General features: G+C 38.7%; 13 protein-coding genes and 1 pseudogene. 6 read left to right on the top strand and 8 right to left on the bottom strand.

All coding sequences use genetic code 11. The features are described from left to right. The first annotated feature begins 31 nt into the window (after window positions 1-31). The 3 genes from BLW74_RS10290 (at window position 32) to BLW74_RS10300 (ending at window position 2,616) form a co-directional block, all read left to right on the top strand. Window positions 32-916 carry a lysophospholipid acyltransferase family protein gene (locus BLW74_RS10290; protein WP_089692318.1) on the top strand — a complete coding sequence of 295 codons (885 nt, stop codon included), beginning with the start codon at window positions 32-34 and terminating at the stop codon, window positions 914-916. A 6-nt stretch (window positions 917-922) separates the two neighbouring features. Then, on the top strand, window positions 923-1,903 hold the full coding sequence (locus BLW74_RS10295) for a glycosyltransferase family 2 protein (protein WP_089692319.1): 981 nt from the start codon (window positions 923-925) through the stop codon (window positions 1,901-1,903). A gap of 158 nt (window positions 1,904-2,061) precedes the next feature. Then, window positions 2,062-2,616 (top strand): 3'-5' exonuclease, encoded by a 555-nt coding sequence (locus BLW74_RS10300; protein ID WP_089692320.1) that lies wholly within the window; start codon window positions 2,062-2,064, stop codon window positions 2,614-2,616. Between the two features lie 48 nt (window positions 2,617-2,664). Here the strand turns inward: BLW74_RS10300 and apaG are convergent, their stop codons facing one another. The 8 genes and pseudogenes from apaG to glgB form a co-directional block, all read right to left on the bottom strand. Beyond that, the gene (gene apaG, locus BLW74_RS10305) at window positions 2,665-3,054 is read right to left on the bottom strand and encodes a Co2+/Mg2+ efflux protein ApaG (protein WP_089692321.1); all 390 of its coding nucleotides are present in this window, start codon (window positions 3,052-3,054) and stop codon (window positions 2,665-2,667) included. 82 nt (window positions 3,055-3,136) lie between these two features. Further along, a complete protein-coding gene (gene odhB / locus BLW74_RS10310; RefSeq protein ID WP_089692322.1) occupies window positions 3,137-4,390 on the bottom strand; it encodes a 2-oxoglutarate dehydrogenase complex dihydrolipoyllysine-residue succinyltransferase in 1,254 nt (417 codons plus the stop codon). Window positions 4,391-4,431: 41 nt separating this feature from the next. Continuing rightward, window positions 4,432-7,245 (bottom strand): 2-oxoglutarate dehydrogenase E1 component, encoded by a 2,814-nt coding sequence (locus BLW74_RS10315; protein WP_089692323.1) that lies wholly within the window; start codon window positions 7,243-7,245, stop codon window positions 4,432-4,434. Between the two features lie 125 nt (window positions 7,246-7,370). Continuing rightward, window positions 7,371-8,411 carry an SRPBCC domain-containing protein gene (locus tag BLW74_RS10320; RefSeq protein ID WP_089692324.1) on the bottom strand — a complete coding sequence of 347 codons (1,041 nt, stop codon included), beginning with the start codon at window positions 8,409-8,411 and terminating at the stop codon, window positions 7,371-7,373. A gap of 259 nt (window positions 8,412-8,670) precedes the next feature. Next, window positions 8,671-9,939, bottom strand: a complete 1,269-nt coding sequence (locus BLW74_RS10325; RefSeq protein ID WP_089692325.1) for a glucose-1-phosphate adenylyltransferase — start codon at window positions 9,937-9,939, stop codon at window positions 8,671-8,673. Between the two features lie 265 nt (window positions 9,940-10,204). Beyond that, window positions 10,205-10,495 (bottom strand): annotated as a pseudogene (locus BLW74_RS22895) (FEKKY domain-containing protein); the annotation flags it as partial. Window positions 10,496-10,497: 2 nt separating this feature from the next. Further along, a complete protein-coding gene (locus BLW74_RS10330) occupies window positions 10,498-11,904 on the bottom strand; it encodes a glycogen synthase (protein WP_089692326.1) in 1,407 nt (468 codons plus the stop codon). Window positions 11,905-11,907: 3 nt separating this feature from the next. Then, complete coding sequence (gene glgB / locus BLW74_RS10335; RefSeq protein ID WP_185116349.1) at window positions 11,908-13,854, bottom strand: 1,4-alpha-glucan branching protein GlgB; 1,947 nt, start codon at window positions 13,852-13,854, stop codon at window positions 11,908-11,910. Between the two features lie 199 nt (window positions 13,855-14,053). Here glgB and BLW74_RS10340 point away from each other — a divergent pair, with 199 nt between their 5' ends. From BLW74_RS10340 to BLW74_RS10350, 3 genes are all read left to right on the top strand, one after another. Next, complete coding sequence (locus tag BLW74_RS10340; RefSeq protein WP_089692328.1) at window positions 14,054-15,175, top strand: alpha/beta hydrolase; 1,122 nt, start codon at window positions 14,054-14,056, stop codon at window positions 15,173-15,175. Between the two features lie 67 nt (window positions 15,176-15,242). Further along, entirely contained in the window at window positions 15,243-16,658 is a 1,416-nt protein-coding gene (locus BLW74_RS10345; RefSeq protein ID WP_089692613.1) for a M17 family metallopeptidase, read from the top strand. 141 nt (window positions 16,659-16,799) lie between these two features. Further along, window positions 16,800-18,014 (top strand): ATP-grasp domain-containing protein, encoded by a 1,215-nt coding sequence (locus BLW74_RS10350; RefSeq protein ID WP_089692329.1) that lies wholly within the window; start codon window positions 16,800-16,802, stop codon window positions 18,012-18,014. Window positions 18,015-18,120: the final 106 nt, after the last annotated feature.

Consider the following 18,120-nt stretch of genomic DNA (forward strand, 5'->3'; position numbering starts at 1 on the left):
TAATTTTATTATCACTAAATTTGCGTGTTTTATGAATTTTCTAATCAAAATATTATCACTGATCTCTAAGCTCCCGCTTAAAATATTGTATATTTTTTCGGACGTTATCTTTTTCCTCAATTATTATATTGTGGGATACAGAAAGGAGGTGATCACACAAAATCTTAAAAAGTCTTTTCCTCATAAATCTGAAGAAGAAATTAAAGATATCAGAAAGAAATTTTATCTTAATTTTTCCGATTATCTGGTAGAAACCATCAAATCATTTACTATTTCGGAGACCGAGTCCAGAGTGAGGATGCAGCACATCAACCAGCATTTATTCTACGAAGCAAAGGCGGAAGGTAAAAATATTATTCTTTTGGCGGGACATGTTTTCAATTGGGAATGGATCAATGCACTGGCAAGAATTATCCCTCAGGCACACTGCCACCCTGTATACAGAAAGGTTAACAGTGATTTCTGGGAAAATCAGATGAAAAAAGTCCGAAACAAATTCGGGAATGAAGCGCTGGAGGCCAATGAAGTTATTCTTAATATTTTCAGATCCAAAAATAACGGAGATTCTGCTTATATGTTTGTAGCAGATCAAACGCCTCACCATGCTCATGTTACGTACGGGCTGGATTTTTTAAATCAAAGAACGCCGGCTTTTATTGGATACGATAAACTGGCTACAAGAATGGATCTTGTTTTTATCTATTGTGAGATGAAAAAGGTGAAACGGGGGTATTATCAGGTAAATTACCACAGAATATATCCGGATGGTGAAAAGTTTACAGAAAACGAAGTGGTAAGGAAGTTCCACAAATTATTGGAAAATACATTACATAAATATCCTGACAATTACCTTTGGTCACACAGAAAATGGAAATATCAGGATTCCATTAAGAATTTTGATTCTGAAAAAAAATAGATCGACATGCAGAAAAAACTGGCAGTGGCCATCTTAAACTGGAACGGAAGAAACTGGCTTGAGAAATTTCTTCCGAATGTGCTTCAATTTTCTCAGAATGCCGATATCTATGTGATAGACAATCTTTCTACTGATGATTCCGTTGAGTTTCTACAAAACAGTTATCCCACAGTCCATATCATCAGGAATGACAAAAATTATGGGTTTGCAGGCGGCTATAATGAAGGATTAAAATCTATTCATCATGAATATTACTGTCTTCTGAACTCCGATGTGGAAGTTACCGGGAACTGGACTGAGCCTGTATTGGAATTGATGGAAAAAAATCCTTCCATTTCAGCAGTGCAGCCCAAAATTTTATCATATCACAACAGTAGCTATTTTGAATTTGCCGGTGCCGCCGGCGGACTGATCGATAATCTTGGATATCCCTATTGCAGAGGAAGAGTCTTTGACGACCTGGAAGAAGATAAAGGCCAGTACAATGATGAAGCAGAGATTTTCTGGGCTTCAGGATGCTGTTTTTTTATCCGCTCAAAAGATTTTTGGGATCAGAATGGCTTTGATGCAAGATTCTTTGCGCACCAGGAAGAAATCGACCTTTGCTGGAGGCTGATCAATTCGGGTAAAAAGATTTACTATACCGGCAAGTCCAGTGTATATCACGTTGGTGGCGGAACGCTCAATAAACAGAGTGCACAGAAGACGTATCTGAACATCAGAAATAATCTTTCTATGCTGCTTAAAAATCTTCCTTTCCCTCAATTGATTCTTGTTATTTTTTCCAGATTATGCCTGGACAGTGTTGCAGGAATCTATTTCGGATTAAAATACGGTTTTTCCCATCTTTGGGCCGTTATAAGAGCTCATTTTGGCTTTTATGCCCAGCTTCCAGGTTCATGGAAACTTCGTCAGAGACATCAGAAGAATCTGTTTTACCAGTCAAAGTGGCTAATCTTTAAACATTTTTTGGGTGGAAAGAAATAGATGGCAAATGGGGATCTGGGAAAATTACATCATCCAAATGATCATGAATTAAGGCTGATTAAAGTAAAAATTCATAACTTCATATCAGCATCAACAGAACGCTGTTAACCATTGACAAAAAAACGAACAGCAACTATCAACAACTTATATTAAAAAAAATGGATTTCTGCGCAATAGATTTTGAAACGGCCACTCACGAGAAAAGTTCAGCTTGTGAGATGGGAATTTGTGTGGTACAGGATTCTAAAATTGTTGAAACAAAGACCTGGCTTATTAAACCTCCCAGTTTTCCTTATTTCAGTAAATTTAATATTGCAGTCCACGGTATTCAGCCTGAAGATGTAAAAGACGCACCTACCTTTGACGAGATATGGTACGAGGCTCAGGATATGATGTATGGAAGCCTTATGATTGCCCATAATGCGGGTTTTGATGCTTCAGTCTTAAGGGGATGTCTGGAGCATTACGGAATGTTTACTCCGAAAATAAACTATTTATGCAGTATACAGCTTGCCAAGAAATCATGGAATTACCTTCCGAAATATGGCTTAAAGCCTTTGGCAGAATATCACAAGATTGATTTTACCCACCACAGAGCAGGAGCCGATGCCGAAGTGTGTGCCAAGATCTCTTTATTGGCATTTGAAAAGCTCTTCCTCACCAATAATGATGAGGTCAATGACTATATGAAAGCCAAAATTAAAAAGCTTTAGGAGGACAATGTAAAGAACCCGGGTTCTTCATCTGTCATCTGCTCACCATTAATTACTCAACACTTCAGACAATAGATTGAATTTTGGAATATCAATCTCAAAAGTCTCCTGTGTTTCAAGGTTTTTAACAAGGTATTTTCCGCTCATATTTCCTACTCCGGAACGAAGCATTACATTGGAGAAATAAGAGAAATTTTCACTTGTTCCTATATCAGGAGTCAGGCCTATTACGCCATCACCTATAATTTCTGTGTATCCGAATCCTACATCAAAGATTAACCATTTTCTTTTCAATACTTTAATAGGAAAGCTTCCGTCATTTTCTATTGTGATATTGTATTTAAAAACGTAACGGTTTTCGGATGGATAACTGTTTTTACTATCATATTCAGGTATTACTGAAACTTTGATATTGGAAGTCATTTTTGAAAACATCATTGTAGCATTTTCTTAATAAATACAAAAATCTCGCCTTTTTTATAAGGCGAGATCATATATTTACATTATAATTTTATTAAAACTATAAACCAAGGCCTTTTCTTTCGTCACCTCCCAATAATATTTCAACCGGATTGTCGATACCTTCTTTTACCGCTACAAGGAATCCTACGGATTCTTTACCGTCGATAATTCTGTGGTCATAAGACATGGCCACGTACATCATAGGTCTGATTACTACCTGTCCGTCAACGGCTACCGGTCTCTGGATAATGTTGTGCATTCCTAAGATTGCAGATTGCGGAGGGTTGATGATTGGTGTAGACATCATAGATCCGAAAGTACCACCGTTTGTAATCGTGAAAGTACCACCAGTCATTTCGTCCACAGTAATTTTACCATCTCTTACTTTAACAGCAAGATCCTTGATATTTGCTTCCACGCTTGCAAAAGACATATTTTCAGCATTTCTCAATACCGGAACCATTAATCCTTTTGGACCAGAAACGGCAATTGAAATGTCACAGAAATCATAGTTTACTTTGAAGTCTCCGTCAATAGATGCATTTACATCCGGATACATTTGCAATGCTCTTGTTACTGCTTTTGTGAAGAAAGACATGAAACCAAGTCCTACGCCGTGCTTTTGAGCAAATTCTTCTTTATATTGCTTTCTTAATCTGAAGATTTCAGACATATCCACTTCGTTGAAAGTCGTCAGCATAGCAGTTTCGTTCTTTACAGAAACCAATCTCTGAGCGATTTTTCTTCTTAACACTGAAAGTTTAGTGGTAGTGGTCGTTCTGGCACCTGTAGCCGTCATAGGGCTTCCTCCTAACGCAGGAACTGCCGCTAATTCAGCATCAGTTTTAGTGATTCTTCCGTCTCTTCCTGTTCCTGAAACCTGAGCAGCATCCATTCCTTTTTCGTCAAGGATTTTCTTGGCAGCCGGAGATGGAGCTCCTGTTGCATATGTTTGTGGAGCAGCTACCGGAGCCGCTGGTTTTGGAGCTTCTTGTTTAGCAGGTTCAGTAGCTTTCGGAGCTTCTTCCTGTTTTGGAGCTTCAGCAGCAGGTGCAGCACCTTCTGGCTTAGCAGCATCCATATCAATTAAACAAACTACCTGACCTACCTGTACTACATCACCTTCTTCTGCCTTTAAAGTGATAACACCACTTTGTTCTGCCGGCAATTCAAGAGTTGCTTTATCTGAATCCACTTCGGCGATAGGTTGATCTTTTTCTACATAATCACCATCTTTTACAAGCCAAGTTGCAATTTCAACTTCTGTAATTGATTCGCCTGGTGAAGGAACTTTCATTTCTAAAACTGACATATCGAGTATTTTTTATTTTTTTAATTGGATATTATTATAAATTAAGCTGTAACGGGTCTTTTAGCAGGAGCATCATCTCTGTCGAAAACTCTGTTGATCACTGCATTTTGGTTTTTCTCAAACATTTTATGGCTTCCCGGAGCCGGAGCACCGCTTGGTACCGGAGCAACAACCTGGATTCCTGTATCTCTGAAGTTTCTCAGGATATAAGACCACGCTCCCATGTTTTCAGGTTCTTCCTGAGCCCAAACCAACTGTTTTTTGTTTTCGTATTTGTTGAAGATGGCTTCAATAGCATCTGTCTGAAGCGGATATAACTGCTCGAATCTTACTAATGCAATATTTTCACAGTTCAGTTCTTCTTTCTTCGCTAATAATTCGAAGTACAGTTTACCTGAACAAAGAACTAATTTCTCTACTTTTTTAGGATCTGCAGTTGGATCGTCCAGGACTGGCTGGAATGTACCGTTTGCAAAATCTTCAATTGGAGAAACTACTTTAGGATGTCTCAGTAAAGATTTAGGGCTCATTACGATCAATGGTTTTCTGAAGCCCCATTTCAGCTGTCTTCTCAATAAGTGGAAATAGTTGGCAGGTGAAGTGATATTGGCTACTACCATGTTTTCGTTTGCACAAAGCGTAAGGAATCTCTCCAGTCTTGCTGAAGAGTGCTCAGCACCCTGTCCTTCTGAACCGTGAGGCAGTAACATTACCAATCCGTTCTGAATTTTCCATTTTTCTTCTGCAGCAGCAAGGTACTGGTCAACGATGATCTGAGCACCGTTCACGAAATCTCCGAACTGAGCTTCCCAGATGGTTAATGTATTGGGAGAAGCCATGGCATATCCGTAATCGAAACCTAGAACCCCATATTCTGAAAGGTGAGAGTTGAATACATCAAATCTGCTTTCTGATACGTGTCTTAACGGGATGTATTCTTCTTCTGTATCTTCTGTTTTTACTACCGCGTGTCTGTGAGAGAATGTTCCTCTTTCTACATCTTCCCCGGAAATTCTTACGTTGTGACCTTCCACAAGAAGTGTAGCATAGGCTAACCATTCTCCTAACGCCCAGTCTAATGAGTTTCCTTCAATCGCTTTGATACGGTTTTCGAAAAGTCTTGTAATTTTATTGATGAACTTTTTATCAGCTGGAAGTGTTGACATTTTAAGCGCCAGTTCTTTCAGTTTTGCTGCATCATATTGGGTATCCACAGGCAACTGAACGGCTCCTCTTTTTCCGATCGGATAATTCGTCCAGTCTTCAGCCATGAAAAGATCCATTACATTTTTCTCAATCTCTTTAGAAGCATCGAAATCTTTGTCCAGAAGAGCTTTGAATTCTGTTTCCATTTTAGCAATTACATCGTTTGAAGTAACGCTGTCTTTAAGTAATTTATCTTTATAAATTTCTCTTGGATTCGGATGCTTAGAAATGATTTTATATAAGTTAGGCTGAGTAAATCTTGGCTCATCCCCTTCATTGTGACCATATTTTCTATATCCTAAAAGGTCGATATAAACGTCTTTTCCGAATTTTGCCCTGAAATCAGCAGCAAAGTGAATAGCATGAACAACAGCTTCAGCATCGTCAGCATTTACATGCATTACAGGAGATTCTGTAACTTTTGCAATGTCTGTACAGTATGTGGAAGATCTCGCATCCATGTAGTTGGTGGTAAATGAAACCTGGTTATTGACAACGATATGAACGGTACCTCCTGTTCTGTATCCTTCCAATGTCATCATCTGAGCCACTTCGTAAGCAATGCCTTGTCCGGCAATCGCGCCGTCACCGTGGATGATGATTGGCAATACTTTAGAATAGTCCTTGTATTTGTCGTCTACTTTTGCACGGCAGATACCTTCTACAAGGGCAGCCACTGTTTCAAGGTGAGACGGGTTCGGAGTAAGGTTGATGCAAACTTCCTCTCCGGAAGCAGTTTTTATTTTTTTAGATGATCCTAAGTGATATTTAACATCACCGGAGAAAACATCTTCTTCAAATTCTTTTCCTTCAAATTCTGAGAAGATCTGCTTATACGATTTTCCGAAGATATTGGTAAGAACATTCAGTCTACCTCTGTGTGCCATCCCCAATACTACTTCGTCTACGCCTAACTGCGAAGATCTTGAGATCAGCTGGTCCAAAGCAGGGATTAATGTTTCACCTCCTTCCAATGAGAATCTTTTCTGTCCTACAAATTTTGTATGAAGGTAGTTTTCAAATGCAACTGCCTGATTTAATTTTAATAAGATTTCTGTTTTTTCGTTTGCAGAAAGATTAGGATGGTTTTCATTTACCTGAAGCCATCTTTTGATGAAATCTTTTTCTTCAACGTTATTGATGTGCATGTATTCTACTCCGATAGAATCACAGTAGATACTTTCAAGGTGCTTGATTAAATCTGCCAGAGTAGCAGGCTCTTTCATTCCTGTTTCAACCGCACAGTTGAATTTTGTATTTAAATCTTCTTTAGACAGACCGAAGTTTTCGATGTCTAAAGTAGGCGTATAATGTCTTCTTTCTCTAACCGGGTTGGTTTTTGTAAAAAGGTGTCCTCTTGTTCTGTAAGCCTCAATAAGGTTTACTACTTTAAATTCTTTCTTGATATGCTCAGGAACCTCTCCGTTTGATACTGCCTGAGAAATCTGTTGTACTGCCGGAGCAGCGCTGGCCGAAGCCTGAATAAACTGGATGTTATCGTCGTCTCCGTAGTTCTCCAAAGCAAAATCGAAGCCTTGAAAGAAGGCTTTCCATGATGGTTCTAGAGAGTCCGGGAATTTTAAGTACTGTTGGTATAAATCCTCAATTAACTGAGAATGAGCTGCGTTTAGGAATGAAAATCTGTCCATTATTACAGTTGATCTATTTATTAAAATTTATTTGTAGAATTAATCTTCAAATTTAATAAAAAAAACCGAGTTAGAACAGTCTGAAACCGTTAAAAAAACTTAAGAAAAAAATAATTAAAAAAAAATTACTTATATACTGATAATGAGAGCTTAACATTCACCTCCTGACCTTCCATCGGACGCTCAATAAAGGTCTGTCTGATATCTCCGAAGCGCATCTCGTCTTTTTTGGCTTTCTGGATCAGCTGCTGAATCGCCCGAATTCGTCCCTCATAGTTCCCTTTGTAGTACATTACGTAATTTTGAGAGGGATTTACGGACCTAAAATTGAAATTATTGTCAGATACTCCTATTTTCTTAGAAAGCGGAATTCCGAGGAAATAAGAAACCTCTTTGTCTTTGTAATTATCCGCGTCCGTGATCAGGATCGGATATCCGAATTCATCATCTCTTTTTCCAAGATCCATCGTCACGAAATTATAGACTTTATTATAATTCATCACGATATTTTTGTACAGCGCATCTTTTTTGTTGGAAGTGCTCACATTGATTCCCAACAGGAGCTTATCTTCTTCATTTTCCACCATCAGACTGTCGTATTTGATGGCTGCCATCTGGTTATCTTTTTCAACTTTATTTCCTAAAGAGTTTTTAAGATTCACCATACTTTTGTTGATATTTTCAGCAAAACGGTCCTCCGTCCAGAAATTCCCTACCCGTTTCCATACAGACAATTTTGGGGTATGAACGTACCAGATAATTTTTGTTTTTTCAGCAGAAACAGGTTTAAATTTAACGTCAACCAGTGTGGGATTTTCATTTTCGTCCTCAAAAAGCTGATATTTCAGGGTTTTGTTAGGGTTCTCATATCTGATGAACATTTCTCCGTCGGTATCATTTTTAGGATCTACATAGCTGATCGCACTTCCCTGCCCTTCGTAAGGCGTATAATAGTCGATATCTATTGATTGTGAGCTTGTAAAAAAGTTATTCCATCTTGTGAAGTTCTGCAGGTTATTAAACTGGGCAAAAACTTTATCTACGGGATAATCAATCTCTTTTTCAATGGTGAAATTTTTACTTTCGTCCACAAAATAGTACATGGAAGCAGCATAAGCTCCTCCCAACAATATAACGATAAAAGTTAATATCTTAAAAATACGCATCGCACAAAAATAGTATAAATAAAAAGAGTGAACAATATGCTGATCACTCTGATTGTATGTTTAACAATAATTAACCTGGTTACAGGTTGGAAGCTGGAGGAGGGATGCCGAAGGTTACTATCTGACCGAAATCGTTAGCAGACCTTTGATTGAAAATTCTTAAGCTGATCAAATAAACTAAATTTGATATAAAATAAGATTACTGGTTATATCCCGGCTTTAATAGCTTGCAGCATCCAGCATCCGCCTCCCCCTTCTTTTACCCGATATGTGTTCCCGGAGCAATGACGGCGCCTTTTTTAATCACCACAATGCCATCCTGCACAGAATAAGTTCCGTAATCACCATCCGGAATATGTTTCCCTCCAATGATCTTCACGTTATCACCGATATAGCAGTTCTTATCAAGAATCGCTTTTTCTATATAACAGTATTTTCCGATTCCCATATTAGGACGGCCGCCTCTGTCATTAATAACAATTTCTGTTGTATTCTGGTAGAAATCTGCTCCCATCACATAGGAATTCACGATGGTGCTTCCCTTATCAATTCTTGTTCTGTTTCCGATTACTGAATTTTCAATTTTATCTGCCATGATGATACATCCATCCCCAAAAACAGCTTTACTCACGTAGGAACCGTTGATTTTTGATGGAGGAAGCATCCTTGCTCTGGTGTAGATAGGCGAAGAGGAAAATAGGTTAAACTGCGGCAGGTCAAGGCAAAGGTCCAGATTGGCTTCGTAGAAAGATTCTATGGTACCGATATCTGTCCAGTAGCCTTCGTACTGATAGCTTAATGTTTTATATTTCCCAATAGAACTTGGGATGATATCTTTTCCGAAATCATCACCAGCTCCTTCTTCAAACATCTTTTTAAGGATATTCTTGGTGAAAATATAGATTCCCATGGAAGCCAGGAATTCTTTTCCGGCATGTTTGTTTTCATGTGAAACCTCAGATTTCATTCCTTCCAGCATATCATAATCAGGCTTTTCGTAGAACGAGGTGATATTTCCCTCATCGTCTGATTTTAATATTCCAAAACCTGTAGCGTCTTTTGCATTCACGGGAATAGTGGCAATGGTAAGATCTCCTCCGTTTTCTATATGAAAATCCAGCATTTCTCTGAAATCCATCTGATACAACTGGTCTCCGGAAAGAATCAGGATATAGTCATAATCATATTTTTCAAGATGCTTCATGGTTTGACGTACCGCATCTGCAGTACCTTGGTACCAGCTGTCATTTTCTACATTCTGCTCAGCAGCCAGAATATCTACAAATCCCTTGCTGAAGATATCAAAGTGATAGGAATTCTTGATATGTGAATTGAGCGAAGCGGAATTAAACTGTGTTAAAACCAGAATTTTATTAAGTCCTGAATTCAGACAGTTTGAAATAGGAATATCCACCAGTCTGTATTTTCCTGCGATAGGCACAGCCGGTTTTGATCTGGAATACGTTAACGGGAATAGCCTTGTCCCTCTGCCTCCTCCTAAAACAATGGAGATTACATTTCGATTCATAAATATTTTGCGCTTTTTTTAAATTTATTAAGTTTACTGTTCGGTTCTTAGTGTTTACTGCTACTTTAAAGCATTCTTTATTTTCATATTTCAGATTTGAATTGACTATTACCACTTCATATTCTCCCTTATCATTAAGCTGTTTAACCTGTTTGTCCACATCATCAACAGGAATATTGTGGTCTCTCAATTTATTTCTGAACATTTTATTTACAATCAGCACATCCATTACCTCTGCGCTTTTCATCGCAAAATCTTCTATATCCTGATGATATTTTGCTTCCCAGCCTTTACCATATTTCCTGGTGATAGCGGCCAGTGTTTTTTTATTTGCCCTGTTTATCTTTTTTTCCAGTTCGTCATCAATAATACATCCGCCGGCATCTACTGTTTTTATTTTCCATTTTTCAGAAATACCATTGGCCGCTTCTTCTCCATATCGATCTTTAAGACCAGCCCCGTATAGCCAGAAATAACCATTACGGAGTCCATCATCTTCTTTTTTACAGGAAGAGAATATAATTATTAGCAACAGAAAGGAAAAAAGCTTTCTCATATTTAGCTATTATATAAAGCTATGTATTTTTCTGCAGATTTCTCCCAGGCAAAATCAAAATTCATGTTGGCATGGATAAGTTCTTCCATCATCCCTTTTTGATTATAAATGGCCATCGCCCTATTCATTGCATGTACTATATCATCCACGCCCGGATACGTGAAATTCAGTCCTGCTCCACCGGTTGAGATATCTTCTACAGTATCTCTGAGACCTCCGGTATATCTTACCACCGGAACAGTTCCGTATCTCATGGAGTACATCTGATTCAATCCGCAGGGTTCTACTCTGGAAGGCATCAGAAGAAAATCTGCCGAGGCATATATTTTATGGGAAAGATGTTCTTTATATCCCAGATCCAATGCAAAATTGGTATAGGTATAGTCGTATTCTTTCAGTTTATTTTCAATATAGGTATTTCCTGAGCCGAGAATCATAATATTTAAAGCTCCGTAGCTTTGTTTAATGCTTCTCCAAACCACATCCGGCAGGAAATCTGCTCCTTTTTCCGTAGCGAATCTTCCGATAAAGGCAAACAGAGGCAGTTCTGGCCTCAATCCATATTCTTTACAGAGCTTTTCTTTATTTTTCTTTTTTTGAGCGACTGCATTTTGGATGTTAAAATTAAAATCCAGCATCGGATCAGTCTCAGGGTTCCATACTTCGGTGTCAATACCGTTGATAATTCCATAGGCCTTTCCGAATTCCTGACGAACCAGACTTTCCAGTCCGCGGAAGCTTATGAAAAGTTCTTCAAGATAGCCTTCAGAAACGGTTGTAAAAGCATTGGCACATTTAATCATACTTGCCAGCGGATTCATGAATCCGTTCCAATCCATCAATCCCCATTTGTATGGATCAAATGAAGGCATATATTGTGCCATATTCCAGCTCATCATCCCCTGATATTCTCCATTATGAATGGTTCCTATTGTTTTTACGCCTTTTAAGAATTCAAATTCATAACAATTTTCTATCATAAAAGGAACCAGCCCGGTATGATAATCGTGGCAGTGAAGAACATCCGGACGTATTTTCATAGCAGAAAGCCAATGCAGCACACCATGCTGAAAAGCGATGAACTGGAAATTTTCATCCTGATATCCGTAAGGATTATCCCGGTCTAATAATCCGGGAATTTTCACCATATACAGCTCAAAACCCAAAACGTTTGTTTTTTCTTTCAACACCTGAACCTGCAGCATATTATGCGCCTGATGAATAAACCCGTCAAAAACCAGTTCAAATTCATGATCATAAACAAAGGCTTTATTGTACCAGGGCATCACTACCTTGGCATCTATCCCTTTTATTTTGTTCTGATATTTCGGGAGTGCTCCCACTACATCTGCCAGACCGCCTACTTTTGCTACAGGATAACATTCTGTACTTAAATGATAAATAACCATTCTTTATCTCTTGTGTTTAATTCTATGTAATTTATACTTTTTATCTTTCTTCTGTCTTAAAATAATTCCTGCCAATGGCGGTAACTTGATCGTCATTGTTTTCGGATAGCTCCTCCATTCTTCGTATTTTTCCTCCAGGATTTCAGGCGCTGCTCCGCTTCCGCTGTATTTTTCATCATCTGAATTTAAAACAGTCTCCCAGTGTGTTCCGGCAGGAATTCCAATTTTATAATCCAATACTTTGGGCGCCAGATTTAAAACAACCATCAATACATCTTCTTTTCTTTTACCTTTTCTCAGGTAGATGTAGACCGAGTTTTCCAGATCATCAGCTTCTACCCATTCAAAACCATGCCTATCAAACTGATTTTCATAAAATGCAGTTTCTGATGTGTACAGATGATTCAGATCTTTTACCATCTCCTGCATTCCTTTATGAACAGGATATTTGAGTAAATGCCAGTCGAGACTTCTGGTAAAATTCCATTCACTGGTCTGTCCAAATTCATCACCCATGAAAAGAAGCTTGGCTCCGGGGTGGGTATACATATATACGTACAGGGCGCGCAGATTGGCAAACTTCTGCCATTCGTCCCCTTTCATTTTATAGATAAGGCTTGCCTTTCCGTGTACGACTTCATCATGTGACAAAGGCATCATATAATTTTCATTATACATATACATAGAAGCGAAGGTCAGCTTATGATGATGGAATTTACGGTTGTCAAAATCTTCTTTAAAATAATCTAAAGTGTCATGCATCCAGCCCATCATCCATTTCATACCAAAACCTACGCCGCCATCATGTACGGGTTTGGTAAGCATAGGAAAATCTGAGCTTTCTTCTGCTATGGTGATGATATTATCTCCAAATTCTTTGTAAACGGCAGTATTAAATTCCTGCAGAAAGGTTTTCGCCTCAAGGTTTACGTTAGTTCCATATATATTAGGCTCCCACTCGCCTTCATTTCTTGAATAATCGAGATGAAGCATTGAGGTAACTGCATCTACCCGCAATCCGTCTGCATGGTAACGGTCCAGCCAGAACATTGCATTGGAGATGAGAAATGATTTGACTTCATTTCTTCCATAATTGAAAATATATGACTTCCAATCCGGATGAAAGCCTTTTCTCGGATCTTCATGCTCATAGAGGTAAGAACCGTCAAAGCGGTGAAGACCGTTAGCATCGCCCGGAAAATGAGACGGAACCCAATCCAGAATAACACCTATTTCATTTTTATGCAGTTCATCAATAAGAAACATCAGATCCTGTGGTGAGCCGAAACGGGAGGTGGCCGCATAAAACCCTGTGATCTGATATCCCCAGCTTGGCTCATAAGGATATTCCATTACGGGCATAAATTCTACATGGGTAAATCCCATCTCTCTGATATAAGGGATCAGTTTTTTGGCGATATCCCTGTAATTCAGAAAACGCTGAGGCTGATCAGCCTCTCTCACCCAGGATCCGAGATGAAGCTCATAGACTGACAGAGGAGCATTCAGCGTATTTTTTTGCCATCGGCTGTCCATCCACTCCTTATCATCCCATTCATACCATGTGGTAGATACCAGCGAGGCTGCCTGAATATTTTGTTCCCAGCTCAATGCATACGGATCACTTTTTTCCAGAATTTCTCCCGCAGGAGTTTCAATAGCATATTTATATAATGTACCCCAGGTTAGTCCTTCAATAAACCCTTCCCAAATCCCGGATTCGTCCCATCTGGGAAACAGAATATGATCTTTATGATTCCAGTTATTAAAATTTCCGATCACGGAAACTTTCTTTGCATTAGGTGCCCATACTGAAAAATATACTCCTTTCACGCCGTCTTTCTCCGCAGAATGTGCTCCAAATTTACCGTACAGCTTATAATGTCTACCTTCTTTGAAAAGATACACATCATGATCGGTGAAAAGCGTGTAGGTTTTAACAGAATTCATCAAGATCAGTTTATATTTATAATTTTCCTGAAACTACGAAAAATACTGACAATAGCCATTAAAAAATCATCAAATAATTATCAATATCAATTCGTGTTTTGTCTTTCTATCAAATATATCATTTTTTACCTCACATTTTTATGATTTCAAAACAATCTTTTTTATAAATTTATCATCACTATTTTATTAAACACATACGATGAGGTTTGAACTTTATACAGAAGAAAAAGACGACAGACCGGTATTTATCACCGGAAATTTCAACAGCTGGAATCCCAAAGATTATAACTTTCAGCTCAAACAGACCGATTCCTCCCATTATTTTATAGAAATTGATGACCAGATTCTTGCCGATGAAATTGATTACAAATTCACCAAAGGAGGCTGGGAAAATGTTGAGCTGGACCAATATGGAAATATTACACCCAACCGAAAAGTACAAAAGTCTGACAGCAAAACTTCTGATACTGTAAAAAAGTGGAGATTAAACTGGGGTCCGTTCAAAGAAGAATATTATCCAATAGCAGAGGTTATTTCTGAAAATTTTTATATCCCGCAGCTTGACCGCCACCGTAAGGTATGGGCCCTGCTGCCTTATGACTATCATACCACTGATAAGCGGTATCCGGTTCTATATCTTCAGGATGCGCAAAACCTGTTCAGTGAAGGCAGTGGATTCGGGAATTGGGAAATCGACAAAAAGCTTTCTATCCTTGCAGAATACGGCCGCGGAGACCTTATTATCATCGCCATAGAGCATGGAAGCGAAGAAAGAATCAAAGAATATATTTTTGATAATGATCATGTAGCCAACGGCTCGGAAGGAAAAAAATACATCCGCTTCATTGCAGATACTCTGAAACCTTATGTGGACGAAAATTACAGAACCAAAAAAGACCGCGACAATACCGGAATCGGAGGCAGTTCATTAGGAGCACTCATCAGCATATACAGTGGGTTTCTTTATCCTGAAGTATATTCTAAACTCCTGATCTTTTCTCCTTCTCTTTGGGTAGAACCGAATAACAACTTTCCTATGATGAGCTTCAGAGTTCCTTTTAAAACTAAAATTTATCTGTACGGCGGCAGCCAGGAAGGATCCAAGATGGTCAAAAGAATTCACATTTTTGAAGAGTACCTGAAAAGATGGGAAGAGAAAAAGCTTTTTGATTTTGAGTTTAAAACCAATATAAATCCAGAGGGCACACACAATGAATTTTACTGGTCGCAGGAGTTTCCGAGGGCGATAGAATGGCTGTTCTATGACAATACGGAAAATCCTGTAGAAGTAAAACCACAACAGCAGAGCATCAAAGAATAAGCCTGAAAATTGCTTAAGAAATTCTCAGAAAGCAATGCAGGACACAAGAGAAATACAACATCTACTTATGAAACTGATCAATAAAAAAAACAAAAATTACACTCAGGTTTTCCATCTATTCACCGAAGAAGAATGGGCTAAAACCGGTAAAAATTTCAATAAAAATATAGCCACTTTTTTCACGGGAAAAAAATATGAGGTTTTTGTGAATGCCCATGAAGAAGGAATTACTTATTTCATTGGGTTAGGAAAATCTGGCCTGCAGAATTTTGAAATCCAGCAGGTGGCTGCCAAATTCTCACAATCCCAGAAAGAAAAGCTCCAGGCAGTCCCCACGCTGGCACTGGCCGATTTCATGAATGAACAGCAATTCGAAGAATTGATTAAAGGCTTGCTGGCAGGTACCTATAATTATCCTTTTGATAAAAAACATGTATTCTGGAATCCGAAATTTGAACTGCATTTTGAAAATTTAAGCCAGAAAAAATTAGATCATATCAGCCATAAAACAGAAGCTTTGATTAACGGACAGACGGCCTGCCAGGAATGGCTGAACAAACCTGCCAATATGAAAAAACCGGAAATCTTAAGTGCATATCTTAAAAATCTGTCTAAAAAATATGATCTAAAATACACGGTCTTCAACAGGAAGAAATGTGAAGAACTGGGATTGGGAGCCTATCTGTCCGTTAATCAGGGAAGTGCTTACGATGCCGCTTTTACCATTGTAGAATATAAAACAACGGTTAAAAATGCCAAAACCTTCGGGCTGGTAGGCAAATGTATCTTGTTTGATACCGGAGGGATATCAATAAAAAGTTCTGCCAATCTTCATTATATGAAATCTGATATGGGAGGTGCTACAGCGGTTATAGGAACATTAATTTATGCCGCAGAAATGCAGCTTCCGGTAAACATCATTGCTGTGCTTCCTATTACGGACAATGCTGTTTCCGAGAAAGCCCTTCTTCCGAGCGATGTAATTACGGCTTACAACGGAAAAACCATCGAAGTGCTTGATACGGACGCAGAAGGCCGGTTAATTCTTGCAGACGGACTGTCTTATCTTTCCAAAAACTACAAAACAGATTTCCTGATTGATCTGGCTACTTTAACCGGAAGCTCGGTAAGAATGTTTGGAGATACCTGCGCGGCCATGTTCTCCAATAATGAGGAATTGAAAAATAATCTCATCAAAACAGGAGATCTAACCAATCAGAGACTTTGGAATCTTCCATTATGGGAGGTATGGAAAGACGATATTCAGTCAGATGTGGCAGACATGAAAAATATCTCCTTAAAACCAATCGGAGACTGTATTATTGCTGCAAAATTTTTAGAGCAGTTCACTGAAAACCACCCTAAATGGGCACATTTGGATATCGCGGGCGTTGCTTTTGGGAATGTAGGCTATGCCAGAGAAAAAGCAGCAACCGGTTATGGAGTTCAGCTCCTCGTGAATTTAATTGAAAATTATCACTAAAAATTAGTTTTTTACAAAAAAACTCTGTATACTTGATTAGTGGATTTTCAAAACCGCACAATATTCCATTATTTACTATTAATAAAATAATAAATAAATGCTTTTATTTTTGAAAATTCACTACATCTTAAAAAACATTATATGGAGAAGAAAACTATTGTGTGTATTTCGTGCTATTACAAAGGCTACGATTTTATGGACGAAATGAAGAAGCTCGGCCATACAGTCATCCTCGTCACATCAGAAAACCTCAAAGAAAAAAATTGGCCCTGGCATGCTATTGATGAAACGTTTTATATGCCTGAACTGAAGCCGTCTGTGTGGAACCTGGAGCATCTTATCCAGGGATTTTCCCACCTGATGAAAACCAGAAAAGTAGATGCGGTAGTAGCTTTGGATGATTATGACGTAGAAAAAGCCGCATTAATCAGAGAAACATTCCGTATTCCGGGGATGGGCCAGACTACCCACCGGTATTTCAGAGATAAGCTGGCCATGCGCCAAAAAGCAAAAGATTCCGGGATCAGCGTTCCTGAATTTACCGCGGTATTCAATGATGATGAAGTGAACGAATTCACAGACCGCGTTCCGGCACCATGGGTATTGAAACCGCGATCAGAAGCATCCGCATCAGGAATCAAAAAAATAACTTCCAGGGAACAGCTTTATGAAGCGTTAGAAGCATTGGGAGAAGAACGTCATCTCTTTTTACTGGAAAGTTTTAAGCCCGGAGATGTTTATCATGTAGACAGCCTAACTTTTAATAAAAAAATTGTATTCACTTCAGCCTCTAAATATCTTGCTCCTCCTATGCAGGTTTCCCATGAAGGCGGAGTATTCAGATCCAAAACGCTGGGCAGATATTCTGAAGAGTTTAAAGCATTAGAAGAAATTAACGCCCGCGTACTTTCTGACTTCGGACTTATAAATGGGGCTACTCACACAGAGTTTATCCGTGGGAAAGAAGATGGCAAATGGTATTTCCTTGAGACCTCTTCAAGAGTTGGCGGAGCACATATTCCGGATCTTGTGGAAGCTTCAAGCGGCATCAATATATGGAGAGAATGGGCGAAGATTGAAGATGCGCTTCTGAGAGGCACTGATTATGATGTTTCAACCCCCTCAAGCTACTATTCCGGACTAATTGTAGCATTGATCAAAGATAAAGAACCTGACTATAGTAATTTTGAGTGTGAAGAAGCTGTCAAATTCCTTCCTATAGAATACCACGTCGGGATTGTTTATAAGTCTGATAAAGCCTCCGTTATAGAAGAAAGACTGGATTCCGCGGCAGAGCTGATTCATGCGGATATGCTGAATATCTTACCTCCCAAAAGTACCAAGCTCAGCTCCTGAATCAGGCAGTATGCTATTGATATACAAAATACTAGCAAATTCATACTAGGTAATTGAGTGGAGAATCCTTTCCGAAACGTAATTTAAAAAGCCTTAATTCAAAAAA

The sequence above is a fragment of the Chryseobacterium culicis genome (assembly GCF_900108365.1).
GTDB classification, from domain to species: domain Bacteria; phylum Bacteroidota; class Bacteroidia; order Flavobacteriales; family Weeksellaceae; genus Chryseobacterium; species Chryseobacterium culicis.

Bases quoted from the DNA above. Each gene is read 5' to 3' on its own strand.
- BLW74_RS10340 (WP_089692328.1), top strand. From the start codon at position 14,054: ATGAGGTTTGAACTTTATACAGAAGAAAAAGACGACAGACCGGTATTT.
- BLW74_RS10300 (WP_089692320.1), top strand. From the start codon at position 2,062: ATGGATTTCTGCGCAATAGATTTTGAAACGGCCACTCACGAGAAAAGT.
- BLW74_RS10325 (WP_089692325.1), bottom strand. From the start codon at position 9,939: ATGAATCGAAATGTAATCTCCATTGTTTTAGGAGGAGGCAGAGGGACA.
- apaG (WP_089692321.1), bottom strand. From the start codon at position 3,054: ATGATGTTTTCAAAAATGACTTCCAATATCAAAGTTTCAGTAATACCT.
- BLW74_RS10350 (WP_089692329.1), top strand. From the start codon at position 16,800: ATGGAGAAGAAAACTATTGTGTGTATTTCGTGCTATTACAAAGGCTAC.
- BLW74_RS10315 (WP_089692323.1), bottom strand. From the start codon at position 7,245: ATGGACAGATTTTCATTCCTAAACGCAGCTCATTCTCAGTTAATTGAG.
- odhB (WP_089692322.1), bottom strand. From the start codon at position 4,390: ATGTCAGTTTTAGAAATGAAAGTTCCTTCACCAGGCGAATCAATTACA.
- BLW74_RS10295 (WP_089692319.1), top strand. From the start codon at position 923: ATGCAGAAAAAACTGGCAGTGGCCATCTTAAACTGGAACGGAAGAAAC.
- BLW74_RS10330 (WP_089692326.1), bottom strand. From the start codon at position 11,904: ATGGTTATTTATCATTTAAGTACAGAATGTTATCCTGTAGCAAAAGTA.
- glgB (WP_185116349.1), bottom strand. From the start codon at position 13,854: ATGAATTCTGTTAAAACCTACACGCTTTTCACCGATCATGATGTGTAT.
- BLW74_RS10320 (WP_089692324.1), bottom strand. From the start codon at position 8,411: ATGCGTATTTTTAAGATATTAACTTTTATCGTTATATTGTTGGGAGGA.
- BLW74_RS10345 (WP_089692613.1), top strand. From the start codon at position 15,243: ATGAAACTGATCAATAAAAAAAACAAAAATTACACTCAGGTTTTCCAT.
- BLW74_RS10290 (WP_089692318.1), top strand. From the start codon at position 32: ATGAATTTTCTAATCAAAATATTATCACTGATCTCTAAGCTCCCGCTT.